18 protein-coding genes are annotated in these 18,890 nt (G+C 53.7%); 7 read left to right on the plus strand and 11 right to left on the minus strand.

Annotated elements, in window-relative coordinates; all coding sequences use genetic code 11:
• Positions 1–236 precede the first annotated feature (236 nt).
• The 3 genes from nifJ (at position 237) to TPRIMZ1_RS0116395 (ending at position 6,761) form a co-directional block, all read left to right on the plus strand.
• Positions 237–3,800, plus strand: coding sequence for a pyruvate:ferredoxin (flavodoxin) oxidoreductase (gene nifJ, locus TPRIMZ1_RS0116385; RefSeq protein ID WP_010263142.1), 3,564 nt, complete (start codon positions 237–239; stop codon positions 3,798–3,800).
• Positions 3,801–3,926: 126 nt separating this feature from the next.
• Positions 3,927–5,453, plus strand: coding sequence for a DUF5312 family protein (locus TPRIMZ1_RS0116390; RefSeq protein WP_010263145.1), 1,527 nt, complete (start codon positions 3,927–3,929; stop codon positions 5,451–5,453).
• A gap of 15 nt (positions 5,454–5,468) precedes the next feature.
• Positions 5,469–6,761 carry a glycosyltransferase family 4 protein gene (locus TPRIMZ1_RS0116395; RefSeq protein ID WP_010263148.1) on the plus strand — a complete coding sequence of 431 codons (1,293 nt, stop codon included), beginning with the start codon at positions 5,469–5,471 and terminating at the stop codon, positions 6,759–6,761.
• Here TPRIMZ1_RS0116395 and mazG read toward each other — a convergent pair.
• Both mazG and pth read right to left on the minus strand, forming a co-directional pair.
• Positions 6,758–7,612: a nucleoside triphosphate pyrophosphohydrolase gene (gene mazG, locus TPRIMZ1_RS0116400; protein ID WP_010263152.1), complete on the minus strand. Its 855-nt coding sequence runs from the start codon at positions 7,610–7,612 to the stop codon at positions 6,758–6,760. The genes TPRIMZ1_RS0116395 and mazG overlap by 4 nt on opposite strands.
• A gap of 31 nt (positions 7,613–7,643) precedes the next feature.
• The gene (pth, locus tag TPRIMZ1_RS0116405) at positions 7,644–8,234 is read right to left on the minus strand and encodes an aminoacyl-tRNA hydrolase (protein WP_010263156.1); all 591 of its coding nucleotides are present in this window, start codon (positions 8,232–8,234) and stop codon (positions 7,644–7,646) included.
• A gap of 61 nt (positions 8,235–8,295) precedes the next feature.
• Between pth and TPRIMZ1_RS0116410 the strand changes: the two genes are divergently transcribed.
• The 3 genes from TPRIMZ1_RS0116410 to TPRIMZ1_RS0116420 all read left to right on the plus strand — a co-directional run bounded on the left by TPRIMZ1_RS0116410 (position 8,296) and on the right by TPRIMZ1_RS0116420 (position 12,247).
• A complete protein-coding gene (locus TPRIMZ1_RS0116410) occupies positions 8,296–10,137 on the plus strand; it encodes a glycoside hydrolase family 36 protein (RefSeq protein WP_010263159.1) in 1,842 nt (613 codons plus the stop codon).
• Positions 10,137–11,789, plus strand: coding sequence for a putative manganese-dependent inorganic diphosphatase (locus tag TPRIMZ1_RS0116415; RefSeq protein WP_010263163.1), 1,653 nt, complete (start codon positions 10,137–10,139; stop codon positions 11,787–11,789). Before TPRIMZ1_RS0116410 ends, TPRIMZ1_RS0116415 begins: the two co-directional genes overlap by 1 nt.
• A 65-nt stretch (positions 11,790–11,854) precedes the next feature.
• A complete protein-coding gene (locus tag TPRIMZ1_RS0116420) occupies positions 11,855–12,247 on the plus strand; it encodes a pyridoxamine 5'-phosphate oxidase family protein (protein ID WP_010263166.1) in 393 nt (130 codons plus the stop codon).
• Here TPRIMZ1_RS0116420 and TPRIMZ1_RS19415 read toward each other — a convergent pair.
• The 9 genes from TPRIMZ1_RS19415 to TPRIMZ1_RS20325 form a co-directional block, all read right to left on the minus strand.
• Positions 12,237–13,349, minus strand: coding sequence for a zinc dependent phospholipase C family protein (locus TPRIMZ1_RS19415; RefSeq protein ID WP_010263169.1), 1,113 nt, complete (start codon positions 13,347–13,349; stop codon positions 12,237–12,239). The two genes, TPRIMZ1_RS0116420 and TPRIMZ1_RS19415, sit on opposite strands and share 11 nt — an antisense overlap.
• Before the next feature lie 11 nt (positions 13,350–13,360).
• Positions 13,361–13,984 carry an ATP-dependent Clp protease proteolytic subunit gene (locus TPRIMZ1_RS0116440; protein WP_010263172.1) on the minus strand — a complete coding sequence of 208 codons (624 nt, stop codon included), beginning with the start codon at positions 13,982–13,984 and terminating at the stop codon, positions 13,361–13,363.
• Positions 13,985–14,036: 52 nt separating this feature from the next.
• A complete protein-coding gene (locus TPRIMZ1_RS0116445; RefSeq protein ID WP_010263175.1) occupies positions 14,037–14,513 on the minus strand; it encodes a CinA family protein in 477 nt (158 codons plus the stop codon).
• Complete coding sequence (locus tag TPRIMZ1_RS0116450; RefSeq protein ID WP_010263178.1) at positions 14,506–14,925, minus strand: bactofilin family protein; 420 nt, start codon at positions 14,923–14,925, stop codon at positions 14,506–14,508. Before TPRIMZ1_RS0116450 ends, TPRIMZ1_RS0116445 begins: the two co-directional genes overlap by 8 nt.
• A 6-nt stretch (positions 14,926–14,931) precedes the next feature.
• Complete coding sequence (locus TPRIMZ1_RS0116455; protein ID WP_010263182.1) at positions 14,932–15,645, minus strand: response regulator transcription factor; 714 nt, start codon at positions 15,643–15,645, stop codon at positions 14,932–14,934.
• On the minus strand, positions 15,642–17,237 hold the full coding sequence (gene lnt, locus TPRIMZ1_RS0116460) for an apolipoprotein N-acyltransferase (RefSeq protein WP_010263187.1): 1,596 nt from the start codon (positions 17,235–17,237) through the stop codon (positions 15,642–15,644). Before lnt ends, TPRIMZ1_RS0116455 begins: the two co-directional genes overlap by 4 nt.
• On the minus strand, positions 17,234–17,569 hold the full coding sequence (locus TPRIMZ1_RS0116465) for an HU family DNA-binding protein (protein WP_010263191.1): 336 nt from the start codon (positions 17,567–17,569) through the stop codon (positions 17,234–17,236). Before TPRIMZ1_RS0116465 ends, lnt begins: the two co-directional genes overlap by 4 nt.
• Before the next feature lie 33 nt (positions 17,570–17,602).
• Positions 17,603–17,878 carry a 30S ribosomal protein S20 gene (gene rpsT / locus TPRIMZ1_RS0116470; RefSeq protein WP_010263195.1) on the minus strand — a complete coding sequence of 92 codons (276 nt, stop codon included), beginning with the start codon at positions 17,876–17,878 and terminating at the stop codon, positions 17,603–17,605.
• A 68-nt stretch (positions 17,879–17,946) separates the two neighbouring features.
• Complete coding sequence (locus TPRIMZ1_RS20325) at positions 17,947–18,117, minus strand: hypothetical protein (protein ID WP_010263199.1); 171 nt, start codon at positions 18,115–18,117, stop codon at positions 17,947–17,949.
• 345 nt (positions 18,118–18,462) lie between these two features.
• Here TPRIMZ1_RS20325 and TPRIMZ1_RS0116485 point away from each other — a divergent pair, with 345 nt between their 5' ends.
• Entirely contained in the window at positions 18,463–18,885 is a 423-nt protein-coding gene (locus TPRIMZ1_RS0116485) for an RrF2 family transcriptional regulator (protein WP_010263209.1), read from the plus strand.
• Positions 18,886–18,890: the final 5 nt, after the last annotated feature.

Genomic DNA, 18,890 nt, shown 5'->3' on the forward strand with positions numbered 1-18,890 from the left:
TATTTGGAATTCCCTGCTGCAGTAGACCCGCGCAGCGGGGCTGCGGAAGCAGACTCTACAAGCATGCTCGGCCGGGGATGCCCCTCCCTCCGCCCGTTTTTGCCAAACCGCCTATCACATCCCCCCAAGTTCTTCCCTCTTTGCATCCCTTCATTTGAACTTATTTTATACTACTATTGAATATTTCTTCTCCCCGATTTACAATAAGGAAACCCAATTTCTAATGAGGAAGTAAAATGGCCGAAAAACACATGGTTATGATTGATGGAAACACTGCGGCGGGTCAGGTGGCCCACGCGCTAAGCGAAGTAATTGCGATTTATCCGATTACCCCCTCCAGCCCCATGGGGGAAGTCTCCGACGAGCTTTCTGCCCAGGGCAAGAAAAATCTCTGGGGGACTATTCCCCAGGTGGTAGAAATGCAGTCCGAAGCCGGAGCAGCCGGAGCGGTCCACGGCGCCCTGACCACCGGGGCCCTCTCTTCTACCTTCACCGCCTCCCAGGGGCTCCTGCTGATGATCCCCAATATGTATAAGATCGCCGGGGAGCTCACCTCCACGGTGTTCCATATCGCCGCCCGGGCCCTGGCTACCAGCTCCCTTTCCATTTTCGGCGACCACCAGGACGTAATGGCCTGCCGGCAGACCGGCTGGGCCATGCTCTCCTCCAACAGTGTTCAGGAAGTGGCGGATTTAGCGGTTATCTCCCATGCCGCAACCCTCCGTTCCCGGATCCCCTTCCTCCACTTCTTTGACGGGTTCCGTACCAGCCACGAACTCCAGAAGGTCGAAGAAGTAAGCTTCGACACCCTAAAACAAATGATCGACGACGACCTGGTCCGGGCGCACCGCCAGCGGGGACTGACCCCGGAGAAGCCCGTTATCCGGGGTACTGCCCAAAATCCCGATACCTATTTCCAGGGCCGGGAAGGGGTCAACCAATATTACACCAAGGTTCCCGCCATTGTTCAGGCGGAAATGGACAAATACGCCAAGATTACCGGCCGGCAGTACTACCTCTACGACTATTTCGGCGCGAAGGATGCGGACAAGGTGATCATCATCATGGGTTCCGGCGCGGAAACCTGCGAAGAAACGGTAGAATATTTGAACAAAAAAGGCGAAAAGCTCGGCGTCCTGAAGGTCCGTCTCTACCGGCCCTTTGACGCTGCGGCCTTTGTAAAGGCCCTGCCCGCAACGGTAAAGGCTATCGCAGTCCTGGACCGGACCAAAGAGCCCGGCTCCCTGGGCGAGCCCCTCTACGAAGATGTGCGTACCGCTATCGGCGAAATTCAGGCTGCGGGAAAGGCCCAGTTCAAGGATTACCCCCTGGTAATCGGCGGCCGCTACGGCCTGGGTTCCAAGGAATTCACCCCCGCCATGGTTAAGGCGGTTTTCGACAACCTTTCTGGCAAGAAAACCCCCAACTTCATCGTGGGTATCAACGACGATGTACTGGGCCAGAGCATCGACTTCGACGAACATTTCGTCCTTACCGAAGAAGGCATGAACGAAGCCATGTTCTACGGTTTAGGAGCCGACGGTACCGTGGGGGCCAACAAAAACTCCATCAAAATCATCGGGGACGCCAAACCGGAGCTTTCCGCCCAGGCCTACTTCTCCTACGACTCCAAAAAGTCCGGTGGCTTCACCGTATCCCACCTGCGCTTCGGCAAGAGTGCCATTCGCCGACCCTACCTTATCACCAAGGCGGACTTCCTGGCCTGTCATAAGTTCTCCTATATGGAGACCTTCGACCTCCTGGCCAATATCAAGGACGGCGGTACCTTCCTCCTCAACAGCCCCTACAGCGCCGCCGAAGTTTGGGCGGAAATCCCCGTGGAAGCCCAGAAGCGGATCCTGGAAAAGAAGGTCAAATTCTACGTGATCAACGCCGCGGATATCGCCCGGAAAACCGGCATGGGGAACCGCATCAACACGGTCATGCAGGCCGCCTATTTCAAGCTTTCCGGGGTACTCCCCGAAGCTGACGCGGTCAAGTATATGAAGAAATTCATCGAAAAATCCTACGGAAAGAAGGGCGCCGACGTGGTCCAGAAGAACTACGACACCGTGGACGCCTCCCTCAATGCGGTTGAGGAAGTAAAGCACGGCGCTGCGGACGGCAAGCTCCATATGAAGCAGCCCTTCGCCACATCCAAGGACGCTTGGATCCGGGAAGTGCTGGGCGCCGTATCGGTCCAGGAAGGGGATAAGCTGCCGGTGAGTAAAATCCCTGCGGACGGTACCTTCCCCAGCGCCACCACCCAGTACGAAAAACGGGCGGTTGCCGAGCGGGTTCCCAGCTGGGATCCCTCCCTTTGTATCCAGTGCGGCCAGTGCGCGGCGGTTTGTTCCCACGCCTGTATCCGCTTCAAGAACCTCACGGATGCCGAAGTGGGCAAGGCCCCCAAGGGCTTTAAAACGGCGGATATTAAACCGAAACCGGTGGATGGCAAGAAGACGGTACTCCAGATTTCCGCTGAAGATTGTATGGAATGCGGTGTCTGCATCAACGTCTGCCCGGGAAAATCCAAGGAAGACCCGAATAAGAAGGCCCTGAGCTGGATTAACTATGCGGATAACCCGGTATACCACGCGGAACAAGCCGCATCCTGGGATTATTTCCTCAGCCTGCCCGAAGTTCCCGCTGTGGAACTCAACCTGGGTACCCCCAAGGGCCTGGCCTACAAGCGCCCCCTCTTTGAATTCTCCGGCGCCTGCGGCGGCTGCGGTGAGACCCCCTATGTAAAGATCCTCTCCCAGCTCTACGGCGACCGGGCGGTTATCGCCAACGCAACCGGCTGTTCCTCCATCTATGGCGGGAACCTCCCCACCACCCCCTACGCCCAAAACGCGGAAGGCCGCGGACCGGCCTGGTCAAACAGCCTCTTTGAAGACGCCGCGGAATTCGGTTTGGGTATGCGCCTTACCAGCGACAAGCTTGCCGAGTTCGCCAAGGAAGTGGCGGTTCTAGCCAAAGCCGAGGGTATCCAGGCGGCGCTTGTGGACAAGCTGCTTGCAAACCCCCAGAGCACGGACGCAGAAATTGACGACCAGCGGAAACTGGTGGATCAGCTTAAAGCCGCGTTAAAGGGCGATTCCAAACCCATAGCCAAGCAACTCGCATCCCTGGCGGATCACTTTATCAAGCGCTCCGTGTGGATACTCGGTGGTGACGGCTGGGGCTACGACATCGGTTACGGTGGCCTGGACCACGTCCTTGCCAGCAACCGGAACGTCAACGTCCTGTGTATGGATACCGAAGTGTATTCCAACACCGGCGGTCAGATGTCCAAGGCAACCCCGGTAGGGGCCATCGCCAAGTTCGCCGCCGGCGGTAAGGATATTACCAAAAAGGACCTGGGCGCACAGGCCATGAGCTACGGCTATGTGTACGTGGCCCGTATCTCCATGGGCGCCAACATGGCCCAGACCATCAAAGCCTTCCGTGAAGCGGAATCCTATCCCGGAGCTTCCCTTATCCTCGCCTACTCCCACTGTATCAACCACGGCATCGACATGAGCAAGGGTCTGGAGCAGCAGAAAGCGGCGGTTACCAGCGGACTCTGGCCCCTGTACCGTTACGATCCCCGGCTTAAGGCGGAGGGTAAGAACCCCTTCCAGCTGGATTCCAAGGAAGCCACCACCAGCCTGGAAGACTTTATGTACAAGGAAGTCCGGTTCAAGAGCCTCAAGGCCGCTTCCCCGGACCGCGCCGACGCCCTGCTTGCCAAGGCCAAAGCCCACGCAGAACGGGTGTGGAAAGAGTACAAGTACCTGGCGGATAGACCTTTCTAAGATAAAGTCCTGACAACAGAGCCCGGAATTGCTGCGCTAGCGGTAGTTCCGGGCTTTTTTTCAGTTAACATCTTGCGGTATTGAAAAAACCTCGTCAATATCGCATAGTATACACGAGGTACGGTTATGCCAGATGATATTATTGGGAAGGTTTTCTCCCTTATTTCCGGGAATGATGAGCCGGATTCGGATAAAAAGGCCCTGCTCAAGCAGGTAGTTAAGGAAATTGGTCAAAATAAATACGCAAGATTTTACCGGGTCAGAACAGATGAGATAGATCCCTCCTTTGCCGCTTATATCTATGAAATATATAAAATAGTGTATCCCGCCTGCGCTTTTGTGCAGAATAGTTCAAAAATAAGCCGGATGCGGCAGATTACGGTGGAAGCCTTCATGAGCAAGGAGAACCTGGAAATAATCCGGAAGCTCCGCCCCGAGGTGGTTCAGGACAAGGTTAAAAAGCTGGAACCCCAGGAGCTAAGCCGGCAGCTTAAGGAAGACCTGGCGTCCCTTTTTGCGGCCTTTGACGGCAGCCGGGTTGCCAATATGAACCGGTGTTACAATCTGAACACCGCCCTTATACAGTTTGCCCAATACGACTTCCTTTCCATATTGCGGAGATTCGATACCAGCCTGCCCGAAGGCAATACCGGTTATGTACCCCGGTTTCAGCCGGCAAAGGCGGTGGATGTACTCCAGGAAATGGCGGCATTCCGGGAGGTGATCCAGAACCTTGAGCCCGGGGATGACTGGAAAAACGCCCTGACGGTGATGAAAATTGCCCGGGACGGCCAGGAACTTATTCCCCTGAATGTGTGGAATATGCTGCTCATGAATCTGCGGGAGCTGAAGAATTCCAATATCATCGAGCTCATGGGACAGTACGCCTCCAAAAACCCCATCTGGCTGATAAAGCATGAACCCATTGATGAACAGTTAGCGGAAACATGGCTTGAAGCAAAGGGCAGCGAAGTCAACGGGGTCATCGACAGTATCATGACCAGACAGCGGAACAGCCAGATTGAAGCCCTGGCCATAGGCGTGTTCGGTACCCCGTCGGTAACAAAACTGCAATATTACAACAGAGAGATCAGTGATAGTATTATTGATATCGGACTTGGTGGTTTTGACTATGCCTCCCCCTTAAATTACCTCGTAGCTTTTATTCAGGATTTTATCACGAAGGAAATGCAGGAACTCTGCGATATACTCCTCGTCCGGGGGCAATGGGTAAACAACGCCCTTTCCCTGGAAATGTCCAATGCGGTCCACGCCATTACCGACACCACCGAAGAGATTGATGCGCTGGATGAAACCCTTTCGGATACCGGTACCCACGGAACCCGTTTTAGGGCAGCCCTGCTCCGGGCGGAACGGGACAAGGTCCAGGCCAGGTATGTTAACAGTGTCGCAGCGGAACTGGACGAACAAGCCCTGGAATTGATCAAAGCCGCAGTCCAGAACCTGGTGGTGGTGGGTAAATTTATGAAAAACCTCTTAGGGGATTCCCAGAAGAGCCCTCCCGAGGTGATCATCAACTGGAAAGAGCTGGGATATTTCACCAAGGCCCCGATGAGTCAGCGTTTAACCGATGCGTATAAAAAGATCAATTTCTTTGTACAGTTAATGTTACTGCAAACCCATTCTGAATGATCCGGGAGTAAAATTATGTACCTGACCAAATCGACCAATATCCACCGTATCGGATTTGTTTCAACCCGTTTTCAGGGCACCGATGGTGTATCCCTGGAGACCGGCAAGTGGCGTCAGGTGCTTGAAAAAATGGGTTACGACTGTTATTTCTTTTCCGGTCTCTCCGACTGGGATCCTGCAAAATCCATGGTGGTGGATGAGGCCTTCTTCGGCCACCCTATCATTGAGGATATACAGGAACGCTGCTTTGGCACCGTTACCCGGGGCGAAGGGCTCACCGGGGAAATCCAGGCTATCCGGTTCCGTCTAAAACGGGCTATCTACGAATTTGTAGAATCCTTCAACATCGATCTCCTAATCGTAGAAAACGCCCTGACCATTCCCATGAACATTCCCCTGGGGCTGGCCCTTACGGAGTACATCGCCGAGACCGGGATCCCCACCATAGCCCACCACCACGATTTTGCCTGGGAGCGGCAGCGTTTTTCCGTAAACTGTATAGAGGATTACCTGGCCATGTCCTTCCCTCCCCGGCTGCACACCATCAACCATGTGGTGATCAACTCCGAGGGACGTCAGCTGCTTTCCTACCGCTGCGGTCTTTCTTCTATCATCATTCCCAATGTGTTTGACTTTGATACGGAGCCTCCTAAGCTGGACGACTACGGACGTACCCTGCGGAAGGACCTGGGGGTAGCGGATGACGAGACCCTGCTCCTCCAGCCCACCAGGATGGTCGCCCGTAAGGGAATTGAACACGCCATTGAGCTGGCGAACCGGCTTAAGGGTAAAAAAGCTAAACTGTTGATCAGCCACCAGGAACGGGATGAAGGTTCAGAGTATTACGAGCGGACCATGGATTACGCAAAGATCCTGGGGGTGGATGTAATTGTCCGGCCGGACATCATCGGCGCCGAACGGGGAACCACCGAGGAGCCGGACGGAGCTCCGGGAAAGAAAAAATACAGCCTCTGGGATTGTTACCTGAACGCAGATTTTGTAACCTATCCCTCAACCTATGAGGGGTTCGGCAACGCATTCCTGGAAGCCATCTGGTTCAGAAAACCTATACTGGTAAACCGTTATTCCATTTTCCAGCAGGACATAGAACCCCTGGACTTCGATGTGGTGGTGATGGAAAATTACGTAACCCCCGAAACCATTGAAACCGTGGAAGCCATCCTGAACAGCGACGGCGCCGTGGATGTGATGACCTCCAAAAACTACGAGCTGGGCAGGAAGTTCTTCTCCTTCAAATTACTGGAACAGCGTCTGCACCAGGTGATGATGAACTTCGGCCAGTTTTAAAGTTTAGCTTCTTCCCAGAATTTATCCATGGCGGCAAGATTTCCCGGCTTCATCTCCTGACCGGTTTCCTTCATTCGTTTTTCCACATGGGTAAACCGGGTAACAAATTTGGTATTGGTCCGTTGCAGCGCCACAGAGGGTTCAACCTTAAGAAAACGGCAGAGGTTCACCACAGAAAAGAGCAGATCCCCCAGCTCCCCCTCCAGGGCCTCTTTCTGGTTCTTAACTCTCTCGGGAAGCTCCTTGGCATGGAGGCTTATGGCCTCCAGTTCCCCGATGGCGGTGGCAACTTCCCCCAGTTCTTCCTCAACCTTGCCCATGACGCCTTTGATATCCGGCCAGTCAAAACCGGCCTTGGCGGCCTTCTTCTGAAGTTTACAGGCCCGGTCCAGGGGCGGCAGGGCACGGGATACTTCGTCCAGAAGGGAATCCTTGGGTTTGCGGCCCTCCTGCTCCACCTTAATCTTTGCCCAATTTTCCAAGACCTCGGCACTGTCCTTAACCTGGGACCGAGGGTCCCCTGCATCCCCGAATACATGGGGGTGCCGGCGGATCAGCTTTTCCGTAATGCTCTTAAGGGTGTCGGCCACGGAAAAAAGACCTTCCTGCTCGTGCATATAGGAAAGCATGGTTACCAGAAGAAAGAGATCCCCCAGTTCTTCCTTAATATGGGTGGGATCCTTTTCGTCAATGGCCTCTATACATTCGTAGGTCTCTTCTATCAAATCACCCCGGAGTGTGGTAGGACTTTGTTCCCGGTCCCAGGGGCAGCCATCGGGCGCACGGAGCTTGACTACGGTTTCGTAAAGGGCTTTAAAGGCTTCGGTTTGGGCAAAATTTTGATTAGACATACCTTAGTTTTGTCTATAATTACGGAAAAAATCAAGGGCAGATCCTCTTCTTATTCCATTCGGGCAGCAATTTCTCCGGCCCCTCCAAAAGCGCCCGTACCAGGGCGGCGGCGGCGGCTTCCAGAACCTGGTCCAGTACCGGTTTTTCAGCGGCGCTGAAATCCGAAAGGACCCAGCCGGAGATGTTATCGTGGTTCGGCCTGCCTATGCCGATACGGAGGCGCCAGAAATCGGGGACGCCAAAGCAGGTCTTCATGGACCGCAGACCGTTGTGTCCACCAAGCCCCCCGGAAAATTTGAAGGATGCGGTTCCCAGGGGTATTTCCAACTCATCGTGGACCACCAGTATCCTTTCCGGGGGAATCTTGAAAAAGGCAGCCGCAGTCTGGACAGATTCCCCGGAGAGGTTCATGTACGTCTCGGGCATGAGAAAGTGGAACCGGGCAGGCCCCTCCCCCCCTAAAACGGCCCGGTCCAAACCGGCATAAAGGCCCTTGTATTTCTTCTGCCAGTTCAGGGAACCCGCAAAAGGCAGGAGTTCCACCAGGAGCCGTCCGGCGTTGTGCCGGTTATTGGCGTATTCCTGCCCGGGATTCCCCAGGAATGCGATAAGTTCAATCATTATGTTTGCCAATCTCCGCGTAACATAGTAAACTAGTATAAGCAAAAATTATAGGGACAGCATGGATATACAAAAGACGATTAGCGCCCTTCCGCCCGATTTTTTAAGCGGGAAGCGGCTGCACTATGGTATAAAAGAAACCGGGGATGCCAATGAGATCGACCTGTGGTCCCTTGAGGAGTTGTTTGATCTTGCCGGCCTGGACCGGGAGGATCGGGCAGCCTTTTCGGACCGGGACGGAATAGCGGTCCAATGCGGCGGCTGGCAGTCCTGGTCTGCGGGCTGGGAACTCTTGGGAACGGAGGCCCTGCCCAAACGGGTCCGGCTTATCCCGGAGCTGCTCAAGCTCACCAACCGTCCCGGGGATACAAAGGCGCCGGCAAACAGGAGGGGCAGGAACTGGCTCATAGGCCACTTTATCATGTACCTCCGCGCCGGAGACCGCTACCTCTGCATAGCCTCAGGCGAAGGGGATGGGCTGCCCCCGGTAACGTTCAGGATAAACCGGAAAAAAGCCCTGGTCAGCGCTGAAGTCTACTGTCCCGGCAAAACCTGGAAGGAAGGGGAAACTGCGGCGGAACTTTCGGTTTTCTTTGCCCGGGGATTTTTCAGCCTCAAGGACATCCTGAAAAAACTGTACCATCAGGATGATGCCTTCAAAACCGTCAATTTTCTGGGAGCGGTACCCGGGGGCTACGAATCCTGGTACAACCACTACACGGCGATCAACGAAAAAATCATACTTCAGGACCTCGAAAGCCTGGGCAAAACCGATAACCTCATCAAGCTGCGCTATCTGGACCGTCAGAAACCGGTGGTGTTCCAGATTGACGACGGCTGGGAAAAGGCGGTGGGAGACTGGGAGGTAAACCCGGAACGTTTCCCCCAGGGGCTGGCGCCGATTGCAAAACGGATAGAGGAAGCGGGGTATATCCCCGGTCTCTGGCTGGCCCCGTTCCTGGTAACAAGGCAATCCCGTATTTTTTTGGAAAAACCGGAATGGGTCCTTCGGGACGAGGCGCGGCATAAACCGGTGGTGGCGGGGTTCAACCACCTCTGGGATAATCAGTATTACTGTCTGGACATTTCCCGTGATGATGTACTGGATTATCTTAAAACCCTTATTGACCGGGCCATGGACGAATGGGGGTTCCGCTACATCAAACTGGATTTTCTCTACACCGGCCTTTTCCCCGGGATCTTCGCTAATAAGGGCAGCCCGGATGAACACTACCGCCGGGCCTGTGCAGTCCTCACCGCCCGCAACAGTAACGCTGCGGGGCTGCCCGCTGCCTACCTTGGCTGCGGCCTCCCCCTGGGGCTCTCCTACCGGCATTTCCCCCTCTCCCGTATCGGGGCGGATACCATGGGAAACTGGGATTGGATCCTGGTAAAACTGCTGGGGCACGTGGGCCGTCCTTCCGCATATGTCAGCCTCATGGACACCATAGGCCGCTCCTTTATGAACGGCACTATCTATATCAACGACCCGGATGTGATATTTCTGCGGAGCAGTAAATGTAACCTTTCGGTTAACGAAAAGGAACTAATCGCCCTGGTAAACTTTCTCCTGGCGGGGCAAATCATGTTTTCAGACAATCCCCACAGCTTAACCGAAGCCGATATAGCCCTGACCAGGCGCATCGCGGAACTGTACCACCGGCTGGAAGGGGACGAATACGGGGCGGTCCGCATAGGCCGGGATGTTTTCCGCCTGGAAAGCCGGTCGGGACGCACCGCGGGGATCATCAACCTTTCGGGGCGGGTCTGGCGGACCGGGAAGGACAAACAGCCCTGGGACGCCGTAGATTTTCTCATAGATCATTGTTATTTACCGCAAAATACAGAGGAAGGGGTGTTTTTTGCCCCCCATTCTATTACAATTATACAGGTAAAGGCATAATGGAAAAACAAATTTATATAATTGGTCACCGGAACCCCGATACGGATTCGGTGGTATCCGCCGCAGCTTACGCCCGGCTTAAACAGGCCCAGGGGCAGCAGAATTGTTTTGCCGCCCGGGCGGGGAATCTTAGCCCCCAGACAGAGTACATTTTTAACCGCTTTAAAGTACCCGTACCGGAACATCTCCCGGATCTAATCCCGAAAACATCCTATTATCTTTCGGACCCCCCGGTAACCATCTCCGAGGATGTCGCCCTCTGGGATGCCCTGGAACGGATGCAGAAAGAATCGCTGCGGGTTATCCCCATTGTTGATGCCCAGGGAATGTACAAAAGTATGCTCCACTACCGGGGCTTTGCCAATTACATCATCACCCACATCAACCCCCATAAGAAGTCCTATTTTCCCGTGTCCATCAACCATTTGATCAGTACCCTCCGGGCCCAGCCCATCACGGTGTTTAACGCACAGGAGGTGAAAAAGTCCCCCATTGTGGTGGCCGGTTCCTATAACGAATATTTCAAGCAGCACCTTGAGGAGGCGAGCCCCGCCGATGCCCTGGTAATCCTTGGGGATCGCTGGGATCTGCAGAAGTTCTGTCTCGAACGGAAGGTTCGGGCGCTGATCCTCACCAGCGGACATACCCTGGACCGTGAACTGTCGGCCCTGGCGGAAAAAAACGGGGTATCGGTGATAACCAGCCCCTTCGACACCTCCTCCACAGCGATGCTGATAATCTATTCAGCGCCGGTGGGCGCCATGGGTGACGATACGGTACCCCTGGTCCGGCTTAACGATCCGGTCCGCAAAATCCGGGAACCCCTTTCCAAGGCCCCTTCCCGGTGCCTCCCGGTGGGGGATGCCGATGGCCGGGTGGCGGGGCTTATCTTTGAGGGGGACCTGATCAAGGAACCGAATATCGAGGTGATCATGGTGGATCACAATGAGCCAAGCCAGGCTATTGAGGGGATTGAACACTACCACATTCAGGAAGTGATAGACCACCACCGGCTGGGGAACCTTTCCACCAAATACCCCATCACCTTTATTAACAAAGTGGTGGGCGCCACCTGTACCATTATCGCCAATCTCTACCGGGAAGCCCATGTCCCCATGGAAAAGGAAATCGCATCAATACTGCTCTGCGGCATCCTGGCGGATACCCTGACCCTTCACTCCGCCACCACAACCGATACGGACAGAAATACTGCGGAATACCTCTCCTCGGTCACCGGTTTGGACATAAGCCAACTGGGCCAGGAGCTCCAGACCGAAGCGAACCGTATAAACGCCCGGCCCGCGGATGAACTGGTTGCCATGGATATGAAGGAATACGCCGAACAGGGGGCGGAATTCTCGGTAAGCCAGATTGAAACCGACCGGCCGGACGACCTGATTACCCGGCGGGAGGAGATCCTGGGGGAACTGGAAAAAATAGCCCTTTCCCGGAACTACCTTTTCGCCGCGCTCCTGGTTACGGATGTTACCATCCTGGATTCCCTGCTCTTTGTGGCGGGGAAAAAAGCCTTTACCACCCTAATCAATTTCCCTCAAAAGGATACGGGGATCTATGTGATGAAGGACGTAGTTTCCCGGAAGAAACAGCTCATTCCGCTTCTTTCGGAACTGGTAGAAAAAGCGGGGGTATAAGTTGCAAATAGTATCAAAATGGTTTATTACTAAATTGCTATGAAAAGTAGCATTGGAGGCATTTTATGCAGGAAGTGTACGATTTTTTAAAGAAAACCAACACCTATTATCTGGCCACCCTGGAGGGTGATCAGCCCAGGGTACGCCCCTTCGGTACCATCGATCTTTTTGAGGGTAAGCTCTATATCCAGACCGGAAAAAGCAAGGACGTCTCAAAGCAGATCAAGGCAAACCCCAAAATCGAAATCAGCGCCTTCGACGGCGCCAGTTGGATCCGTATCCAGGCTAAGGCTATTGAAGACGACCGGCGGGAAGCGAAGGTGCATATGCTGGAGGCTTATCCGACCCTGAAGGACCGCTATTCCCCGGACGATGGCAATACCCAGGTGCTGTACCTCAAGGATGCGGTGGCAACCATCTCGACCTTTACCGGAGCGCCAAAGGTTATTAAGTTCTAAACCCCGTGCAACGAAGTTTCCCGCGCAGCCGCCGTTGTTGTTCCAGTACCGATTCCAAGGGCAGCGGTTCAGAACGGCTTGGGGAACAGGGCTTGCCCTCCGCATCCTGGATGGAAAGCCCGCCGTTGCCTATGCTCCGGGCAGCCTCCACTATGGGGAAAACCCCGGTCGCCAGGTATTTGGCGATGAGGGGGGTAAAAATTTCCACGGCAAAAGCCAAAGCCTGGGCGTAGATCTCCGGGAAGGACCTGGTTTCTGCGGGACTATCCCCTGCCGGGTAATACCAGGCCCGGTGTTCCCTGTTAAGGTAATCAATATCGTCGGGTAATTCTTCGGGGTAGATATAAACCAGGGGCATCTCTTCCAGTATTTGTTTTGCCAATGGGCTCTGAAATGCCGTTTTTCCGGGGTCCGTGTACCGGTAAAATCCCGCGCAGTCCCGGAAGGTATTGTCTATACGTTGGCTTAGTTTTTGGTCCTTAAGGGCCCGCTCGGGGAAGGCATGGCGGAGAGACTTGGCCAGAAGTTCCTTTAAGCCCCCCGGTGGATCTTCGCAGATTTGTGCCAGGCTGTCCTGGTCCCAGGATGCGGCGGGCTTGCCCCGGAGTTCTTCCAGCATGAGCACGTCCAGAACCCGTTCAAAAAAGGCGTGGATGTTTCGCTCCACCCCGCGCCGTTCCCCGCTAAGCTTCACGGTCTTATACACAATATAGGGATGACAGGCGCGATCCAGAATGGCGTGGGTCATGAAGCCCAGGGCATAGGCGCCTAGGGCGGTGATACCCCCTTCGGGGCGGTGGGCTGCTATGTCCTCCGGCGAGGCAGGCGGGTCCGGCAAGCCCAGCTTCAGGAGGGCCGCAGTAAAGGTCCCGGAAAAGCGGCGATGCAGCAGGGTTCCGTATTCCAGACCCACAGGCTTGGTCATCTGGTTATGGTAGAAAATATCCGGACCCTGGCAGCCCAAGACAAAGGAGAAATGGTAATCCTTTTCAACCTTTTCCCGGGCTCTTTTGGCAACTACCCCAAATTCAGGGTAGAGAACCCGGAACATCCCGGCGATCACGTCTTCCCCAAAAAGGGTATGCAGGATCTGGGAAGGCACGGTTTATCAGGTCAGTTTGCAGACCCGGTCAGTTCGCTGCGGGAACTGATAACCCGGGAAATCAGGCCGTACTTAACCGCCTCATCGGCATTCATCCAGTAGTCCCGATCCGTATCCTTTTCCACCTGGGTAAAGGCCGCCCCGGTTTCGTCCGCAATAAGGCGGTTGATCTTTTCCCGGAGTTTTTCCAGTTCCCGGGCGTGGATTTCGATGTCCGTGGCCACACCCCGGATCCCCGAAAGCGGCTGATGTATAAGGTAATGGCTGTTGGGCAGCCCCACCCGCCGGTCCTTGGGACTGGCGAGCTGAATAATCGCCGCGGCGCTGGCCACCAGGCCCATACCGATGGTCCACACCGGGGGCTTCACAAAACGGATCATATCAAAGATGGCATAACCCGCATCGGCGTCCCCTCCGGGGGAATCAATAAAAATACGGATGGGATCATCCCCCATATCTTCCAGGAGCAAAAGCTGCCTGATGGTCCGTTCCGCCAGGTCCTTTTTTATCTCACCGGAAAGCAGGATGGTCCGGGTCTTGAGCATCCTGCTCATCAGGGGATCAACCCCCTTCCCTTCTTCCTTTTCCTGCTTCTCTTCTTCTTCCTCATCCTGGTCTATGGCACGGTACTCCATCAATTACTCCTTAGTACTAATATAGAAAATATAAAAACTAATAACGGTAAGGTCAATTCAATTTTTTAAGCAGCTCCGCGATTGCGTCCGCCGCGGCGGCGTTCCGGATAGCACTCCGATCGCCGGTATAGTGATAAACCACGGCCTCCACCGGAAAACCCCTGCGGGCAGTACCTATCCAGACCGTACCCACACGCTGCCCCGAACCGTCCCCGTCCGGACCGGCCAGACCGGTAACCGATACCGCCGCGCCGGCGCCGCTTTTTTCCAAAGCCCCCTCCGCCATGGCCGCCGCAGTCTCCCGGCTTACCGCTCCGTAACGGCGGATAGTGTCCGCATCTACCCCCAGGAGTTTTATCTTGGCATCCACAGAATAGGTAACAAAGGAACCCCAGAAAACCCGGGAAGCCCCGGGAACCCGGGCGATGAGATCCGCCACCAGCCCGGCGGTACAGGATTCGGCTGCCGCCAGGGTAAGGGAGGCTGCGGCCAGGGTTTCTATAAGGGTCTCTGCGGGGGACTCAGCCATTCATTCTCTGCAATTCAGCCTTGATTTCTTCGGTGGGACGGGAGAAGATCTCCACGTCCTTATCCAAAGCGGTCATACTACACTGGCCTTCAAAGAGGACCCCATCGGCAATACGCAGCCGGGCGGCGGTACAGTCGCCCCGGACCTCGGCGCCGCTTAACATATCGATCTTATCCATGGCATGAACCGCCCCAACCACGGTCCCATAGACCGTGAGGGAACTTACGGTAATATGATCCGCCTCCACCACCGCCCCCTTATCCACAATAAGGGCGCCCGAAGCTTCTATGGTTCCCTTGAATTTTCCCTGGATACAGAGGGTCTCCTTAAACCGGAGAAGCCCGTTGAAACTGGTATGGTTTCCTAAAACCACCGTGTGGGAGCCGCCCTTTTTACTATCCGTCTTTGCCATATTCCCCTAATCCTGCCGCAAAGAATGCTGTATCCGGGTTTCCAGGGTCTTAATACCGATTTCATGCTTCTTAAGATCCTCCCATTCGGTAAGGGTCCGCTCTATCCGGGCATCCAACTCCGCAATATGCTTTCGCACGGAGCCGGTCTTTTCCTTTATAATCCCCAGGAGCCGGGGCAGGGTACTTTCATCAATGAGCTCCCCCTCCCGGGTAACCATGGCAATAGCGGTCTCCAGATCATCCATGCTCTTAATAAAAGCCCCCACAGAAGCCTTCATATCGGCGCTAAGCTCCTCCGCCTGGCTCAAACGGGATTCCCGGACCACTATCTGGCCAAAGAGCTCCCGGTTCCGAAGTACCGCCCTGATTCTGGCCAGAACTTCGGAAAAATTAAAGGGTTTGGTAATATAATCGTCTATGCCAAGCTCAAAACCTTCAACCTTGTCTTTCACATCATCCAGGGCGGAAAGCATAATAATCGGTATTTCCTGATACTTAGGATCGGCCTTGAGCAGCTTGGTAAGCTCCCAACCGGACATTTTGGGCATAATATTGTCTAAAATGATGAGATCCGGATGAAACCGTTTTACCATTTCAAGGGCTGCCTCGCCGTCTTCCGCTTTATCAACATCAAAGCCAAGTTTGGAAAGAATCACCTCAAAGAATTCAACATTCAGAGGATCATCATCGGCTATGAGTATTTTTTTTCGTGTATTCATCGATTCCTTCCTCTTTTCATTATACCCCGCCCTATTCCCAGGATCAACATGATAAGCGCCGCGGCGGTGAAGAGTTTGGCCCAAAGATCGCCCCAGCGGGTATAGGGGGTTTCCGTTTTGATTACCGGAACCTCCACGTTAAGCCAGGCCTGTGTAAAGGGTTCCGCCATGGCGATCACCCTGCCGTTTGGATCGACAGCGCAGGTTTGGCCCGAAGCGGTGGACCGCACCATGGAACGGCGGTTTTCTACCGCCCGGAATACCGCCATGGACAGGTGCTGCATCTGGGCGGGAACGCTTTTTGACCAGGCGTCATTACTGAGGTTTACGATAATCTCCGCCCCATTACGGACAAAGTCCCGGGAAAGGTAGCCAAAAATATCTTCAAAACAAATGGGGCTTGAAAATTTCACCCCCCGGGCCTCAAAGACCGTGGCCTCCTCCCCCTCTTTCCAAAAGTGGGTATCCGCCTCTTTCAGGGCCTTATAAACCAAGGGGAGCTGCTTTTCGTAGGGAAAATATTCCGTAAAGGGTACCAGATGCTGTTTCCGGTAAACCTGCGCAATCCGGCCCTCCTCAAAGAGCATCACCGCATTGTAGTCCACCCGGTCCCAGGAACCGTTGGGCATCATCTCCAGCCGGCCGTCATCGTTTCCGATAACATAGGGAACATCCTGGGTTTCCAGAAAGGTTATGAGCTCCTTCACCAGATCCCAGGATTGGCGGTCATCCCGGTACACCGTATGCCAATAGATGCGGGGGACAAAGGCAGTTTCAGACCAGACCACCAGATCCGGTTTGGGATCCGAAGCCAGCGCTTCCAGGGAAAGACGCTTCAGGATTTCATAGTTTTCCCGGTAGTCCTTCATATCCCCCCGCCAGGGATCGGTATTGTGCTGTATCAGGGCAAAACGGGCCTTGGGGGCATCGGAATAATCCACCGGGGATACAAATCCATAGATCAGGGCGGCCGTCAGGGCGATTACCCAGACCAAGCCTGCGGCCCATTCCCGGTTTAGAAATGCCCGGACCGGCCGGTCCTTCAGGGCAGCGGCCAAATATGCCGAGGGGAACACCACCAGGGCGGAAACACCCCATACCCCAAAAATACCGGCAATTTGGATCACCGGCAAAACCTGCCACTGGGAGTACCCGGCAATGCCGTAGGGGTAACCCAAAAAACCCTGGGTCCGCAGGTATTCGTAGACGATCCAAAGGAGCCACTGGAGTATATAGCCCTTGCGGGGAAAAAGGATGGACGCCAATTTAAGCAAGGGGAAAAGGACGGCAAAATAAAAGAGATAAATGGAACCCACGATGAGTCCCGCCAAAGGGTGGAACACACTAAGCCAGTAGTTGAACAAACCGTAGGCGGTATACCCGTAGAGGGCGCCGAAAAAAACCGAAGCCGGCAGGGATACCCGATGGATAACCCAAAAAACCGGGACAAAGGCTATCCATCCTAAAAAAGAGATACCATTTACCGTTAAAAGATTTGGAAAAGATGCGGCAAACAACAGGGCCCCAAGGAGTATCACCGCAAGGTGGATAAGGAAACCCCTCCACCCCCCGGGACCCTTAGGGGTATTCATGGCTCTTTGCCACCGGGCGCCGAATCGCCAATATTCCAGACATCCTGTTTTAATTCCCGGCCGGGACGAAAAGCGGCAATTCCATGGGAATTAACGGAAACCGGTTCTCCGGTTTTTGGGTTCCGGGCTTTCTGCCGACCCTTACGAATACGGACCTCGAAGGTTCCAAAGCCCCGCAATTCGATGACCATCTGTTCTATCAGGGCATCTTTTACCTCATCTATAAAAAGATCCACCACAGTCCGGATTTCCTTCCGGCTCATTCCGGTCTTTTCATATACAGAATCGATAATATCGGCTTTGGTTACTTTTTGGTCCGCTTTTCCCGCCATTATACTCTCATTGAACGAGGAAAAACCCCCGCTTTACTGGGCCGCTTTAAGAGAATTAAAGAGACGCTGCATCCGGGACTTTTTCCGGGAAGCGGCATTTTTCTTAATAATCCCCTTCCGAGAAGCGGTATCTAATTTTTTAATCATGTCTTTTAGAGCCGCTTCGGCGTTTTCCGCCTCTTTTTTCTGGGCTAAAACCACGAATTTTTTCGCACTGGTCCTTACGGAACTCTTTACCGCTTTATTACGAAGACGGCGCTCTTCACTCTGCCGGTGACGCTTTTCTGCGGAACTGCTTTTGCCTGCCAACGGGAACCCCCACTATACAAAAATTAAACCGGCATTTAATGATGAAAACACCGATCTTTGATACGATTTTACTTAAAATCCGAAGGACGCCGTTCGGTCCGCTTGCATTTTTCGCATTCTGCGATGTTCTTGAACTTGCCGCTTTCAAAAAGGGTCTTCATTTTAATCTCCCCACCACAGGAACAGAAGAATTTCTGGGTAGTACTGGAAGTACGGGCGTTTTTACTGGCCTGAGCCATGGCTTTACTCCTTGCCAAAAAATGGCGCTTTTATAGGGGATTTTCAGCAAACCCCCATTATTATTTCTTTAGGATACTATAAATGATGGAAAACTGTCAACGGGGCCAGAGCAATTCCAAATTAGGAATAACCACGGACCACACCGACTTCACGGGCCCATTGGAAAACAGTGTATACATAAAAAACGTATACTTTTTTATATATTTTATCGCTTTTTCACCAAAATTGTTTTACATTCTTATAATAATACATTATTATGTTAGTCAGATAAATTGAATCCAACGTATATCTATCGGCAGCTTAGGATTTACAAAAGTACGGATTAAGAAAAGGGGAAATTTCGTATGAGAATAACCACTAGGGGCCGGTATGCACTCAGGGCGTCCTTGGCGCTGGCAAAAATTGGTAAAAACGGAGCCCCGGTATCTATCAATATTCTTTCAGAACAGGAAAATATTTCCTCGGTATTCCTCGAACAGATCTTTTTTAAGCTCCGAAAGGCGGGAATCGTATCGTCGGTCCGGGGTCCGGGGGGTGGGTTCTATTTCGCCCAGCCTCTGGATCAGCTGACCATTAAAAAAATCCTGGATGCCGCGGGGGAGGAACTGAACCTCACCGCCTGCGATAAACATACCGACGATTGCAGCAGGCTGGGGATGTGCCTTACCCACTCGGTCTGGGCGGATGTAACGGAATTGATCAATAATTTCTTTGGCAGTATAACCTTAGCTACCATTCTGGAAAAAGATGCATTGGGGGAGAAATAAAGAAC

Source organism: Treponema primitia ZAS-1, from assembly GCF_000297095.1.
Taxonomy (GTDB): domain Bacteria; phylum Spirochaetota; class Spirochaetia; order Treponematales; family Breznakiellaceae; genus Termitinema; species Termitinema primitia_A.